We start from the raw sequence: 13,619 nt of genomic DNA on the forward strand, positions 1-13,619 counted from the left end.
GGACCGATCTTCGACCTCGGCCATACGCGAGAGCAGCGTCGACACCTATGCTACGGTAGCGCCACTGGCCGCGCGAGTGGTTGAAAACAGAATCAGAAGTTGTTACCGCAACTAAATCAGCTTTGCGGCTAAGGGGCGTTGACTCAATCTGCGCTGATGAAGGCCGATTCTAGACTATCTTCAACGCTGATATTTGTCGCAAAACCCGGTGGTCGACGTCCAACAATCGAGGTCGGGCTCGGTTCCGGAATGGCGCGGTCCGCCGGGCGGAACCGAATCTTGCCCTTGATGGTTGAACGCAGGCGTTCCACACCGACCTTGACATACTCAGGGCTGAGTTCGGCACCTATAAAGTGCCTCTTTTCTACGAGTGCAGCCACTCCAGCGGACGCAACTCCACAGAACGGGTCGAGAACAACACCGCCTTCTTTGCTAAGTGCACGAACTAGCCGTTGGACTAGACCGACAGGGAACTGGCACGGATGCTCTGTCTTTTCAAGGTGGTTTGCGTTGACGTTAGGAATATCCCAAACGTCACTCGGATTCTTGCCAGCAGGATTTCCGCTGGGTTGACCCTTCTTTGGGCCAGCGGAGTGCCTCTTGCCGGGATATCTTTGAGGCACGCGCACGGCATCAAGATCGAACTCGTAGCCCTCGCCCTTGGTGTACCAAAGGATGGTCTCGTAGCGCCCACTAAAGCGGGTTTGGCAATGCAGACCGTGTCCAAACGTCCAGGCGATCCTGTTGCGCAACTTCATTTCCTTGATGTCTCGCATGACATCATAGACTAGGAAATCCAGCGGCGTGGAGATGCCATCGAGGACGTGGAATCCAACCTGCCAGCACAAGCTGCCACCAGGTTTCAAGACGCGACAAACCTCCGGCAATATCTTCTCGTGATTTGCAATGAAATTCTCGATGTTGTCCCGCCGATTCTCATATTCTTTGCCCATGCAGTATGGGGGGGACGAGACGACTAGATCTATGCACCCGTCTGGCAAGCCCTTGAGCAGGTCTTCACAGCGGCCCTCAAAAATAGCTCCGGATGCCGTCGCGCGCGTTCGCGCCAGCCAGTCCTTGACACCTCGTGCCGATTTGTAAGTGCTGATGGCAGTTTGGTCAGTTTTCTTCACAGATCTCTCCAGTTAGGCTGAATCATAGATCTGCTTTAGTTGGCATGCAACCCACGGAGAATCAGCGTCGCATTATCCCAGTGACCGTTGCCTTGGTCGACTGGCATATGGTGCTGCAGATACTCCCACGACAGCTCGTGCAATTGATCAGTAGCAATATCCCAAAGGTGAACAACAAATGAGTCACGATTGCGACAGGCGGTCTGCCACTCGTGCCGTGTAACGATCATTTGTAGGGGGCTGCTGCGGCATGACTTCACTTCAATCAGCTTTGGCCTAGCTTGTCCGTCGACGCAGCGGCTGGACCGAATATCAAAACCGGCTGAGTTATCATCCAACGCAACCCACTCCACAGGCGGCGCGCCCGAAATCGTGGCGCACCGAGCGACCTCAAGATCGAAGGACTTCCGTTCGGCAGTGCGCCCCGATTCAACGAGGGCAAGATTTGCCTGAGCGCGGGCCATGTTAGCCAAGCGATCTAGGAATTCGACGGCGTCCCGCGTGGGATGCGCAGAGAAGGCGCCGGCACGCCTGAAGCACTCGTGCACGTCCGCAGTGAGTACGTCACGAAACGCGAGACGGCCACGCGGCAGGACTGTTAGCCATGTCGGTACGCTTCGCCGGGCTTCCATCTCGATCAAAAGTTGGTAACTCTTGTGTGCCGACTCAACTGCTGGGCCGAGAGCTTCCAAGATTGCTGTGCCGCCGGCGAAATCTAAACCTGCCGTCGAATAGCTGGCTTTAAGACGCCCCACCGCTTTTGTCACCGGCTCATGCGGCGCGCTCGCCAATTGACGGCTGACAGCACGCCACCCCTCGACCGCCGATGGCCGCAACCAAGCCGAGCCACTGCCGCCAATAAATCTGCTAGACGAGGTCATCGGTGTCTGCAGGTGCTTGTCGCTCGATTTCCGCGAGCAAATCCAAGATATCGCGTGGATCGATGGAATCCTCGAGATCGGAGCCGACGGCCTCCTCGTCCAAGGCAAGTTCATGCAGATCCTCGTCGCCAAGCATCTGCTCCATTGCCCTTATTTTCTGACCTAATCTTCGGGCCACAGACAAATCGATCGAGCCTACATCCGGTGGCAGGCGGTTCTGCAGAATGTGCACTCGTGTCTCGGTTCGTTCTGGAAGACCCAGACGATGAATGCGGTCAATGGACTGCAGGAAATGGGCCGCGTTGTAGCTGCGGTCTAGGTACACGGCATCGTGGCAAACCATGTGCAAGCTCATTCCTTCAGAAGCAGCAGCAGGATTGGCCACCATGACACGGCAGCTTGAGTCGGTTTTGAAACGGCGTATTTGCCCCTGCCGGGTCGAATCGTCGTCTTCGTCGCCGACGCCAGTACTACCATCGATCACTGCCGGCCCAAGTTCCGGCATGAGGGCGCGAAGCTGATGAACGGTGGAGCGGAAGCTTGTCCAAATTAGAGTTTTGCGTCCTTCTGCCGCAAACGTATTGGCCAACTCCACAGCCTTGAGCAGTCGCGCCGATTCACCCTCGGCAAGCACCGCCTGTAGCAGTTGGCTGCGTTGTGCATCGGCGGCCATCTCTATATCGCCGGCAAGCAATTGCGGGTTTACTGCGGCCTGTAACAGGCGTAGCACTGAGCGACGGGCTCTCACTAGATGGAAGCCGCTCCTGCCCTGCCTTAGTAAGCTTGCCTGCGCATGTACATCACTTCGGAGCACCGCGTAGAAAGCAAGATGCGCGTCAGAGAGGGTCACCGGCACCTCGATGCGCCGACGCGGCTCAAGCCCAAGCTGCTGCTTGGTCGTGCGCACGTATAGATTCCCAAGGACCGAGCGAGGTGCTTCACCTGCTGCTACGCGGGCGCCGAGACCCGCGCCTGGCCAGAGGAAGTCTAGTTGCGACTGCATGTCCGCAGGTTGCTGCGGCATCGGCGTCCCGGTGAGAATGTCGCGACGAACAGCAAGGTGGCCAAGCTTGAGCAGAGCCGTCCCACGTTGCGATCTTGGGCCGTTTTTTATCCGATGTGCCTCGTCGAGCACGAGATGGACTCTGTTGCGTGAGAGTAGTTCCTCAATTTGCGACTCAACCCTGACGAGCTGATCGTAGGAGATCAACATTCGGCGTGGATTTTCACGTAGTGTGTCAGCGATTCGCGATTCACCATCTACGAGCTGAGTGAATGGTTCGCGGGCAGATTCGGCTGCATCCGGCAGGAGACACTCATCAATGACGTCTTCCCAAGCCATAAAGGCGTTACGAGGTGCGACGACCAGTAATCGGTGTGTGGTGACTGGTGAAAGAAGATGTAGCGCGAATGTTACCGTAGTCTTTCCTGCGCCCGGCACCGAGAAGTTCGCGCCGTTTGGTAGCACGAGCAGCTCGCGCAGATTCTGAGCCTGATAGGGCTTTAGCGCATGTTTCGCAGAATCCCAACCGAGGTCAGATAGCCGAGAGACGACCTGTTCCTCAGTGATATCAAGCCGTAACAGATTCGCAGCGGCACGCACAGCTTTGAATTCGAGCATGAACTGCTGTACGCGCTCGCTGGACGACGCATCAGTATCAAAATTGAAGCCGAGTTGCCCCTGCAGGCTTGATGCGGCTCGCAGCACATGAAGGGCGTGGCGCCAGCCGAGCTCGATCGTTCGTTCATTGGCTCGGGCGGTGCGGTCGGCGTCCATTGCGTAGGTACGAATTCGAACCCACGTTCCGTAGCTAACACCTGCTCCTCGTTCGAAGACGCCACGTAGCCCACGCTCCTCATAGCGCAAGAGAATTATCGGCACTGAAGTCACTCCCTGCCAAGACGTGTGTCAATGTCGCCCGTCAGCGCTAAGCACTGTGTCACGCAGCTTGTCAGGATTGTACGAAGTTCGGCGAAGGTGCTTTCGTTGGCATAACGAAGGTTAATAGCAGTGAGTTTCTGCTGCGCTGTCTTTGCGAACTTCAGAGCCGCGAGATCTTTGCGTTTGCCCTGCTCACCCGAAAGCACAGACACCTCTTCCACTGCACGAGCAGCCGCGGATCGTACCGCTTGGTCGTCCCCAAGATTATCCAGATAGTGTCCGAGCACGGAATAATCCTTGCCTGCCGGCTCTGCTGTATCGTCTTCAAAGCTGATCTTGAACTGAGACGGTGAATGCGATGGTGCCGGCGGCAGGTCAATGTCCCAAGTAGCCGCCATGTTGTCGAGAAATATCTCCGGATTAGCCTCAATATTATTGATCAGCTCGTACGCTCGTAGTTCGATTTGTTGCCGGTTCTCAATCAACAAAAAATCGAATTTGCGAGTAATTTCGCGTAGTGCCGGGTTATCAGTTTTAGCCAGATTGCGATTTGCGATCTGTATAAATGCCTGCTCAGTCTCTTCAAGCGTGTTGTAAGCACGCGGTTTGCAGAGGTGGTCCGATAGGTAGAGGTCAGCCCCGTCGATCATCTTGATCAGGCGCCTGATTTCCTGCACATCACGGTTCATCAGGCGAGCAATCCAGTCGTCTGAGTGGTGCCGCTTCTGCAATTCGCGAGCTGCCAGAGCTACTGAGGTCCAGTCGTAAGGCAGCTTCGTGTCGGGCTGCATTTGCAACTCGATCTCCAAAGTCAGCACTTCGTCGTCGGTTGCAGATTCAGGAAGAACCGCACAGGTCACGATTGCAAATCGACCGAAGTCCGAATTTCCGCTCGCCAACAACTCGCGCATGGCTGCTAGGCGACGATTGCCGTTAACCACTACGCCGTCTGAGGAGATGATTAGCTCGTCAGTTTGTTCTTTTACTCGCCCCAACTCGTCGTAAATCGCAATAATCGACTCACCGCTACCTTTCTGCGCGAGCGAAAACAGAATGTCATGCTGAACGGATTGGGTGCTAAGGTCTTCACGGTGTGATGGCGCGAAGAAGTCCTCGTCCACTTTACCTGACGCCACGTGGCTCAATTGATCGCTTAGCGTGCGGAAATTTTCCAGCCGGTACAGCAGGTGGTCAATTGGCATCTCGATGACCGCCAGAAGCTCACGCCCGCTTCGGAATTTGTATTCACGCTTTACGCGATGATTCGCTCGGGCCTCGGCCATCCGCTGCGATATCTGTTGCGCACGTGCAGTGCTGTCGATTAGATTGAACTGGTACTTGCTGGCGATCATCGCCGACTCCGTAACGAACGTTGAAAACGTATGTTGATGCCCTATAGGTAAAGCAGACCTAGCGACCGCTGCGCCTCAAAAGAAGTAACGACAGACCGCTCCAAAATTTGATCCTAGGATAGCAATGAATGGTTTGTCGGTGCGCTTTGTGCTGGATGAATATTAACCTAACCGGGATGCCATCGAATCCTGGACTCTCCGCTTTTCCGAATCACACTTGACCGTGCCGTTCCCGTAGACCTTGATATGCAGCCGATCGTCGCCAACAACACGCAATGTGCAAGCAGCGGAAGATCACTTTTCCCGCCTCGGATGAGTTTGGCCAAAATTTGACGGAGAATGAAGATCGGTCCGATACTGAGCCGCACAAGACCTAGGTGTCGTACATAGGGCGAGTTCTCCAGTTGGAGAATTTTTTGACGACGCGCACATACCAATCGGGGGTTCCATCGAAGCCCTTGAGAAATGTGCTATATCGAATGAACCCAGCCTGCCAGGCATGAGTAAGTCGCAATGCTGGTTCGTCCATGATCCAGGCCGCCAACTGGATAACGTGGTGCCGCTCCTCAATATTCCTCGTTTCGAAATTCCGATACCCGTTGACGAGGTCTATATCAGTGACTCCGCAGGCATCGGCGGCGAATTCCCGCAATCGAACCCGAACGGAGCGAGTCGTCATTATTCGGCAAATATGATGCATGACCTGGAATCGACCCAGATCCCAAACCGTTTGGTCATGGAGGCCGCTCAGGAGCGCGCTACTCAAGCCGTAAAGCAGATTAGAGGATGGTGCGTCATAGACGGAGGGCGATAATACTGGCGCTTTTCGAAGGTCGAATTCACACGAGCAACAATATGCAAGGCTAGTTTCGTCAAGCGCATCCGGACGTACCATACTGATGCGATGAATCGCGATGGATTCGCCGCAGGCTGGACATCGATCGGCTAGCAGGTTCCCGTGCAGGGAGCAGACAGTATTGAATGCGACACGCCAGCTTTTCCTGAGATATGGCACAAGGTCGGTCGCCAGGCATCGTGGGCAGAACTGCATTCCGAAGCCGCGCCGCTTGCGGTGATACAGATTGAGCATCAATATCCACGACAACATACCGGATGCGCGGTACGTGGGGTACAGCCGGCCTTCATAGGCGCGTAGAGTCGTGTCCCAGGCGACATCGAACGGTGTATCAGTTCGCAAACAGAGTTCGTCTATCAGCCACAGCGGCGCGAGTCGGTCGATATCGCGATTCCAGACCTGTAGCCTGTTTCCGAAAGCCAAATTGCAGAGCGTCTGTACCTTCAGGCCGTGCCCGTGCGCGAGACGAACCAGCCACGACGACAGCAACTCGTCGGGCTGCGGCCGGTAGCGAATTGGCCAGAGCGACGATGTCAGACCTTTCATGCCGCTCTGGCACGACGGTGTTGCTTGCGCCTGGACGGCGGTGTCCACGACATTGACTGTATTCGATCAAGGGTAAGACATTCGGTCTTGCTACGAATCGCATCGACCGCGAGCTCCTTGACCAGATCGCATATGTCACCGATGGCACCCTCACTGCGCGTATGGATGGCCAGCATCGTTGCGGGGTCCTTGAGATTCGACGCAAACCTGAGGGGCATACGCAATTCCAGTGTCGCGAGCAACGAGCCAAATTCGTTGTTGGCCTTCCAGAGCGGCAATTCTTCCGGCGTGAAGCGGCTCGACATCTGTGGATCAGTATTGAAGGCGTTGTAGGCATCTTCGATACCCGCTGCAACTATCGACACCATGGTTTCGTTGCCCAGGCTTTTCAACGCGTTTCGGAATTCCTGTTGCCGGTTGAGGCTGCCCGCGATCAGATGGTGAATTTCATCCACGATGAGCATCTTCACGTTCATCAGGCGGAACAGCTTCTTGATTTGGGAATATTTCTCCGCAACGGAGGCCGTGGGCTTGTACGGCGTCGTGAGAGCGTCGAGGATGCGAGTGTAAAAGTCCGAAATATCGGGTTTAGGCGGAGCCTCAACCATGACAACCGGGCAAACCGTTATTTCATTTGTGGCATCCAGATCGGGCTGATGAAGCGACATGAATCGCTTGAGGATCGACGTCTTGCCATTGAAAGACGGAGCCACGAGAAGCATGTTGGGCATGCGCGTGATCCGCGGATAGGAGAGTAAATCCTCCATGCGCGAAAGAACCTTTTTCGCATCGCGGTATCCGAGCCAGCTATCGGCGCGAATAGCATGGATACGTGCGCTGTCAGATAGCTCAGCAAGTTCGGCTGCCGCCCTGTTCAGGTGGGCATATGGCTCTGCGGACGACATCAATCATCCTCCATGGGGACAACTGCGTCGGGATCGTAGCCGCGTACAGCGAGTGGTGGCGAAGATTCGATCTGGCTCACGGACGGTAAATCCTCGGTCTTATGCTGCCGAGCGATTGCATGCTGCGTTCGGCGCTGCTGCGCACGTCGTGCCGATTTTGTTTTTGCCGCAGCATCCTCTTCGAGTCGCCGCTGTTCGTTAAGCAGCGCAAAGACCGCTTTTTCGTTTTCTTGTGAAATGCCTCGCTCGCTTGCCTGTTGACGTGCGTCGCGAAGTTCCCAGATGCTTGCCGGTGGCAAGCTGGTATCCCGGTAGGGAATCGCGCAATAGCGCCGCGAGATCTCGTCGTAGAAATACAGGACACTGATGTCGCGTGGATCTCGATGAAAGCGGAATTTCCTGCGGTGTCTGGGGAATTCTGGGTGTGGCGCGTTGATATAAGGGCGCAGAACGTCGTGGTAGTAGTGAACATCGTCGATTACGACGCCGTAGTTCTGAACGGTACGTTCCTCGAACGGCATGAAGTTAATGCGTAACTGCTCGCCATCCGTGCGCCTGACGGGTAACCCGCGCCCGGGCTGAGTTCCGTTGCCGAGCAAACCTTCTCGCCACTTGTCGAGCGGGGGCATGCGGATGCCGCTGTGCCGTTTCCGGTGATACCGTGCAAAGAACAGGATCAGCCACTTTTCCAGCTCGCTGAAAGTCATGCAGGCGTTGCCTTCAGCGTCGTACTTTCCTTTTTCATCCGGGCCAGAGAACGTTGCACCCTTTAGCCCCTTGAGACCCTGCGAGACCGTGCCCATCAGCCGTTCGATGTGCGCGCCATAACGAGGTTTCTTGACAGGTCGCAGATGCAGGTCGATGTCGTATTCCTGGCAGGCCCGGTTCAGCATGTTGCCGCGAAATTCGCGGGCATTATCCATGTGCAGTATTCCCATCGTGCCCCAGAACGGCCATTCCGCGACGGTCGTACCGATCCGGTTCAGCCATTGCTCCTTGGGAAGAATCGCGTGCGAGATGCACATGCCTGCGGACATCGCCGACGGGGCATCGAGCGACAGGTGCATGCCAAGACACACTCGACTGAATACATCGATTGCCAGCGTGATCCATGCGCGGCGAATGGATTTGCGGTGGATGTCGTCTACGATGATGACTGGGAGGAGCGTGTGGTCGACCTGCACCATGGCGAGCGGCCAGTTGGCATCGGGAATGGAGCTGATGATCGGTGCAAACTGGTCGTGGGCAGCTGCGGGGCCGTTACGCTTACCTACGCGTTCGTGGCCGTCCGTCCGCTGCAGACGGATCCGGATGGTGTTGATCGCAGGTGGTGGCAGGCCGGCATTAGTACAGCGGCGCCTGATCTCGGTGATCGTTTCGGCGATTGTTCGATTTTGCATCGTATCGTGAAAATTCTCGATGCAATCCCGGATAACGGTCTCGACCTCCGCCGATATTCGTGCCTTTCCGCGTCCGCCACGTTCACTTGCGTTGGGTAGCAGCGACGAAAGCAGGCCGGAATTCCGGAATTCCGCGAGCCAGCGGTAAATTGTTGTTTTGCTAACTCCGGCCCGCGCGGCAAGCTGGTAAGCGAGTGCGTTGGACCGGTGGTAATAGCTATCGAGAAGCGGGGCGATCAGTTGGCGACGTTCTTCAGCAATGGCCCACTGATCGGCGGGTACGCCCAATAAGTCTCGCTCAACACTTTCATCAGTCAGCGGTTTGTGGACTAATCGCGGCGGTCCGATATCGCCTATCTTGAGCAGTACCTTGGCCTTCGATTCGATATCTCGCGCAAACACGAGGTTGATGTCGGCAATGGCTGTGATGATGTAGTCCCTGCCATTACTCGAAATCGTGGCACCCTTCTGGATAAAGAACTGGGCGGGTGAATTCGCGGTCATTGCTCTGAGCCGTGAAGGCGAAGCAGGGTTGAGTGCGTCAGCGGTTGATCCATATCCACATTGATGATCCGGTGCAGTACGGCGAACCAGATCACTGGAAGCCAGCGAAGGCGTTCGGTTGCACTGGGTGCAACGTAGCTGAGCAGATCTGCGACAGATAATTGATCGGTGCACTGCTCAAGGGTTGAGCGAAGATGATTGATTTCTTGTTCGTGGGGTTCGATGTTGCGGTATTCGCGCAGGAACTTGAGGTTCGCGAGCCTGGGTATCCGTATTTCCTTTTCGGTCGTCACGCGAAATTCCCAGCCATTTTCGGCGGCGAATCGCTCTGCCACCCTGAATTTGGGCGCGTATTTTTCGGCGTTGCGTCGGAGTTCGTCCGAATGCTTTATATCCGTCAGGAACGGTTTACGAATTTCTCCTGTTGCCGGATCGGTTCGATAGTGGACAAGGACATCTGGCGTGTAGCCGCGAGGGACGCCGACCAGAGGGATATTGACGGGCTGGCCTTCGAAGCGGGCGACGCGCTCATCGAATTCGAGCAGCATCATGTATTCCTTTTCCAGAAGCGATTCGAATTCAACAGCATGGTCGGATTTTCTGCTCGAGAATCGTCCTGTAACGAACAGGTGGTTTTTGGGAATGCGTCGGACAGGCATGGTTGGTCAGAAATGTCAGAATAAAAATCGACGATCATCTTCCGGTTCGCGACTCGTCATGATCTGATGTAGCTGGGCAAGATGACCTTCCGGCCGCTCCGTTGTTTGTCGTATAGGCACATGAGTCAGTACAGCGGTTCTGCCAAGGTTCTGTCACGCTGCAGTCATGATCGAGCTCTTGATCAAAGAACGGCGTATCGGTTTGCTCGCGCATCGTTGAGGGCATGATGATCGTCGGCGTCGTATTCCATGAAGTACCGCTCCGTGTCGAGAGAGTCGATCTGGCTGTAGATGTCCAGCGTTTCCCAGCCTGCCGGTAGTGACGTACCCAGCAGGTGCTCGACGAGTTTCAGATCGCCTTCGAAGTCGAAACACAGGATCGGCGCAGGCGTGAGCGGGAGACCATCTAGCGACGTTCTGAGAGCGTTGCGAAGCTGGAGAAATGACATTGCGCGATCAGGAAACCGCCCGAGCTTGGGCAGCACGACTGAATGAGCGAAGTTGCTACACACGCTGCGGTCGAAGTCGGTGACCTCGCCATAAAATTCGCTCCCGTTTTCTACGACGATCGCAATGCTGATGAGCTGGTACACGTCGAAGTTCGTGAACTCGGTGTCGACGAAATAGAGCGCCACTAGCCGGTCGACTGCGCACTCATGAGTTCTCGCTTTTTGATCTGTTTGCGACATATCACGTACCCGATTCCTTGCGGGAATCCATCCATACGAGCCAGCCTTTCCGGTAAGCGCGCGCGTCGACCAGCGCGTGGTGTATATGTGGGTCGGTTTCGTAATATGCCGTCACTGCGCGATCGTAGATCGCGGTGTCGATCAGCGGCCTCAGGTCAAAGTAATGATCAAGCAGACTGGGCGGTTGTGGCGTGCCAGCGAGGTCAAGCAGGAATCGCCAGTCTGTTTCCGAATCGCACGCAATCTGTACGGAACGCGGTGCGTCTTCGAGCCATGCGCTCAACTGTGCACGAGCAACGTCAAGCGGTCGTCTCGGCCCGTCAAGCAGCGGTAGAACTTCTCGCAGCACGAACGGCGTGCAGTCGTCGAGCGTCCATGTATCGCTCAGCTCGACATAGAATTCGCGTGAGCCGTCCTCGGCCACAAGCGCCAAACTGATGAGCTTTGGCGGGCGCTGACCTAGGCCTGTGTATTCGGTGTCGAGAAAAAGCAGCATACCGGCGCTCACACCTCAATCAGAAGACTGCTGTTGAATCCGGGATTCGGATGGCGAGGCGAGTAGCCGCGTGGATTGCAGACCACGCGCGTGCCATTCACGCTGTAATCGAAACTTGCATGCATATGCCCGTGGACCCACAGATCCACGCTCGGGCCCATCAGCGATTCAAGATCGGATGCGTATGCCGATGCGAGTGAATCACCGGCGTACTGTTCTTCGATCGATCGAGCCGATGGTGCGTGATGCGTCACGACAACCGTTCGGCCATCGGACGGCTCCTGCAGCATATTCGCCAGCCATGCGCGGGATTGCTCGTGCCGCCGGACAGTATCTGCGGGATACAGGCGCCTGTAAGAACTGGTTGCCCGGATCTTGCGAAAGTCGTTCATCGCGCTTTGTGCATCTCGCATCGAGATGGCTGCGGAAATTTCACTGCCTGGCAGGCGAAAATCCGTCCACAGCGTGCATCCGAGAAACCGCACGCCGCCGATCACGACGGCATCGTCCTCGATGAAATGGATGCTGCTGCCGTCCGCGGCCTCGCGCAGCTTTGTCAGTGTGTGATCGAAATGCCCGCCGTAAAACTCATGGTTGCCTGCCACCATGATGACAGGCTTGTCAGGATCGTTCACGAAAGCCTTCGCCCAGTCGATTGAGCGGTCCTTTGTGTGGATATCGCCGGCGAGGACGACCAGGTCCGCTTCGGACAAGGCTTCCGAGTCCGAAGGCATCGGTTCGAATTCGTTGTGCAGGTCGGACAGGACAAGTAGTTTCATAAGAACTGTAAGGTGGCGGAGCCAGGCCGTCCGTTGATGCCGCGATCGCCACGGGCCAACTCCCCGCGAACGTCGCTCAGGTTCAGGATGGTCAGCTTGTTGCCGTAGACTGCACCGGTATCGATATTGATCAGGTTGCCGCACTGGGCAACGTCGTGAGTCGGCGTGTGTCCGGCAATTACGGCCGTTACGCCTTCAATATGATCGGCCACGGCACGCAATTTCCATCTTCGGCGATCCCACAGGAGCTGCTCACGCGTTGAATCGTCGGGAGTTGGGCGAGTCAACGCACGCAGCAACTGGTACCAGCTTGCGAACGGCACATCGGCATGCACGATCCCTATCTGGCCGTGTTCGGTTTCGATCTCAATGGCATAGGGCAACGCTGCGAAATAACGCGCGATAGCTTGCGCCCGGTTCCACCCCATGTCTTCGGTGCCATAGAGCTTGATGAACCATTCCCCGCCGTTGGAGGCCAGTTGCCTCGTCGGACCGTCGCGATACGCCCACTCGGATATTGCGTGATATGGATCGGCGCGCATATCTGTCAGGAACTGAGGACTGGGGCCGTCTCCGTTGAGTGCCATCCAGTCGAGGATGCCCTGTTCATGGTTTCCACGTACTGCCTTGATCCCGTAGCGGCTCACAGCTTCAAGTACGGCGTCCGACTCCTCGCCCCGATCAACCAGATCCCCCACGCTGAACAGCCGGTCGCGCTCCGGATCGAAACCAAGCGTCTGAAGTTCGGCATCAAGCAGCGAGAAGCAGCCGTGAATATCGCCCACGACGAAATTGCGTCCTTTCGTGTTTAACGGATAGCTCTGGACTGGTGGGTGGGGAGGCATATGCGTGTTGGGTTAGTTGATGTCAGCGATAGTGATTGGGTAACGTAATTTGTATTTCGTCACGTTCTGATTTAATCTGCACAAATTGAGGCGCGTCAAGTGGAATTTGATAAATGGGGACTCAACGAGAGTTTGATATCGATACGGCTCGGGCCAATGTCTGGAGCGGAGGTATCGAAACGACCGTCGTTCGGGCGGTGAATACCAATCTGTGGGCGGTGTTCTTTGTGGCGAAGCATGGTGAGGCGATGCTGGTCACTACCCGTGAGCGCAAGCCCAGGTTCTTCCGAGACGCACACCTTGCGCTGAAAGCCCTCCGTGAGATCGGTATCGTGTCCGCACAGATAGATATGGAGGGCTGGAGCACGACCGCAGGGAAAGTGCCGGCGTGGGGGCGAGCCGATCAGGCGACGTCAATGAAACTGACACATGCCCGCGCAGATGCGGAAGCGAGATTTGAGCGTGAGCTTAAGGCCGCAATTGAGGCGGCACCTGATGCGCAGTGGAACGAGAATAAGGCCATAGTGAAAGCGGTGGCCAGCAAGGTGGAGGACGTGGCAGCCGCCGCGGCTTTTGAGGCGACGCTGAAAGTGGCGCCATCGGGATCGGGCGGGTGGAGTCCGTTCGATGAGGTGGAGTTTTCGATTGCCGATGCGGTCAGCTCTTCACAAAACGCAGGGCAGCTCTAGCCG

At 56.1% G+C, this 13,619-nt stretch carries 13 protein-coding genes; 1 reads left to right on the plus strand and 12 read right to left on the minus strand.

What is annotated here, in order from left to right; all coding sequences use genetic code 11:
• Positions 1-143: 143 nt before the first annotated feature.
• From ACFPTO_RS11675 to ACFPTO_RS11730, 12 genes are all read right to left on the minus strand, one after another.
• Positions 144-1,133, minus strand: a complete 990-nt coding sequence (locus ACFPTO_RS11675; protein WP_377711511.1) for a DNA-methyltransferase — start codon at positions 1,131-1,133, stop codon at positions 144-146.
• A 35-nt stretch (positions 1,134-1,168) separates the two neighbouring features.
• The gene (locus tag ACFPTO_RS11680; RefSeq protein ID WP_377711512.1) at positions 1,169-2,014 is read right to left on the minus strand and encodes a protein NO VEIN domain-containing protein; all 846 of its coding nucleotides are present in this window, start codon (positions 2,012-2,014) and stop codon (positions 1,169-1,171) included.
• Complete coding sequence (locus ACFPTO_RS11685) at positions 2,001-3,791, minus strand: DEAD/DEAH box helicase (RefSeq protein WP_377711513.1); 1,791 nt, start codon at positions 3,789-3,791, stop codon at positions 2,001-2,003. Before ACFPTO_RS11685 ends, ACFPTO_RS11680 begins: the two co-directional genes overlap by 14 nt.
• Before the next feature lie 110 nt (positions 3,792-3,901).
• Positions 3,902-5,248, minus strand: coding sequence for a hypothetical protein (locus tag ACFPTO_RS11690; protein ID WP_377711514.1), 1,347 nt, complete (start codon positions 5,246-5,248; stop codon positions 3,902-3,904).
• Positions 5,249-5,621: 373 nt separating this feature from the next.
• Positions 5,622-6,650 (minus strand): TniQ family protein, encoded by a 1,029-nt coding sequence (locus ACFPTO_RS11695; protein WP_377711515.1) that lies wholly within the window; start codon positions 6,648-6,650, stop codon positions 5,622-5,624.
• The gene (locus tag ACFPTO_RS11700) at positions 6,647-7,555 is read right to left on the minus strand and encodes a TniB family NTP-binding protein (protein WP_377711516.1); all 909 of its coding nucleotides are present in this window, start codon (positions 7,553-7,555) and stop codon (positions 6,647-6,649) included. Before ACFPTO_RS11700 ends, ACFPTO_RS11695 begins: the two co-directional genes overlap by 4 nt.
• On the minus strand, positions 7,555-9,459 hold the full coding sequence (locus tag ACFPTO_RS11705) for a helix-turn-helix domain-containing protein (protein ID WP_377711517.1): 1,905 nt from the start codon (positions 9,457-9,459) through the stop codon (positions 7,555-7,557). The genes ACFPTO_RS11700 and ACFPTO_RS11705 overlap by 1 nt, the downstream gene beginning before the upstream one ends.
• Entirely contained in the window at positions 9,456-10,010 is a 555-nt protein-coding gene (locus ACFPTO_RS11710; protein ID WP_377711518.1) for a TnsA endonuclease N-terminal domain-containing protein, read from the minus strand. The genes ACFPTO_RS11705 and ACFPTO_RS11710 overlap by 4 nt, the downstream gene beginning before the upstream one ends.
• 290 nt (positions 10,011-10,300) lie before the next feature.
• On the minus strand, positions 10,301-10,753 hold the full coding sequence (locus ACFPTO_RS11715; RefSeq protein ID WP_377711519.1) for a hypothetical protein: 453 nt from the start codon (positions 10,751-10,753) through the stop codon (positions 10,301-10,303).
• A 55-nt stretch (positions 10,754-10,808) separates the two neighbouring features.
• Positions 10,809-11,303, minus strand: a complete 495-nt coding sequence (locus ACFPTO_RS11720; RefSeq protein ID WP_377711520.1) for a 3'-5' exonuclease family protein — start codon at positions 11,301-11,303, stop codon at positions 10,809-10,811.
• A gap of 8 nt (positions 11,304-11,311) precedes the next feature.
• Positions 11,312-12,082, minus strand: a complete 771-nt coding sequence (locus ACFPTO_RS11725) for a metallophosphoesterase (protein WP_377711521.1) — start codon at positions 12,080-12,082, stop codon at positions 11,312-11,314.
• Positions 12,079-12,867 carry a metallophosphoesterase gene (locus ACFPTO_RS11730; protein WP_377711522.1) on the minus strand — a complete coding sequence of 263 codons (789 nt, stop codon included), beginning with the start codon at positions 12,865-12,867 and terminating at the stop codon, positions 12,079-12,081. The genes ACFPTO_RS11725 and ACFPTO_RS11730 overlap by 4 nt, the downstream gene beginning before the upstream one ends.
• 173 nt (positions 12,868-13,040) lie before the next feature.
• Here ACFPTO_RS11730 and ACFPTO_RS11735 point away from each other — a divergent pair, with 173 nt between their 5' ends.
• Positions 13,041-13,616: a hypothetical protein gene (locus ACFPTO_RS11735; RefSeq protein ID WP_377711523.1), complete on the plus strand. Its 576-nt coding sequence runs from the start codon at positions 13,041-13,043 to the stop codon at positions 13,614-13,616.
• Positions 13,617-13,619 lie beyond the last annotated feature (3 nt).

The sequence above is a fragment of the Paraburkholderia denitrificans genome (assembly GCF_042655705.1).
Lineage (GTDB): Bacteria > Pseudomonadota > Gammaproteobacteria > Burkholderiales > Burkholderiaceae > Paraburkholderia > Paraburkholderia denitrificans.

Bases quoted from the DNA above. Each gene is read 5' to 3' on its own strand.
- ACFPTO_RS11705 (WP_377711517.1), bottom strand. From the start codon at position 9,459: ATGACCGCGAATTCACCCGCCCAGTTCTTTATCCAGAAGGGTGCCACG.
- ACFPTO_RS11720 (WP_377711520.1), bottom strand. From the start codon at position 11,303: ATGCTGCTTTTTCTCGACACCGAATACACAGGCCTAGGTCAGCGCCCG.
- ACFPTO_RS11680 (WP_377711512.1), bottom strand. From the start codon at position 2,014: ATGACCTCGTCTAGCAGATTTATTGGCGGCAGTGGCTCGGCTTGGTTG.
- ACFPTO_RS11690 (WP_377711514.1), bottom strand. From the start codon at position 5,248: ATGATCGCCAGCAAGTACCAGTTCAATCTAATCGACAGCACTGCACGT.
- ACFPTO_RS11685 (WP_377711513.1), bottom strand. From the start codon at position 3,791: ATGGACGCCGACCGCACCGCCCGAGCCAATGAACGAACGATCGAGCTC.
- ACFPTO_RS11695 (WP_377711515.1), bottom strand. From the start codon at position 6,650: ATGAAAGGTCTGACATCGTCGCTCTGGCCAATTCGCTACCGGCCGCAG.
- ACFPTO_RS11725 (WP_377711521.1), bottom strand. From the start codon at position 12,082: ATGAAACTACTTGTCCTGTCCGACCTGCACAACGAATTCGAACCGATG.
- ACFPTO_RS11700 (WP_377711516.1), bottom strand. From the start codon at position 7,555: ATGTCGTCCGCAGAGCCATATGCCCACCTGAACAGGGCGGCAGCCGAA.
- ACFPTO_RS11735 (WP_377711523.1), top strand. From the start codon at position 13,041: ATGGGGACTCAACGAGAGTTTGATATCGATACGGCTCGGGCCAATGTC.
- ACFPTO_RS11710 (WP_377711518.1), bottom strand. From the start codon at position 10,010: ATGATGCTGCTCGAATTCGATGAGCGCGTCGCCCGCTTCGAAGGCCAG.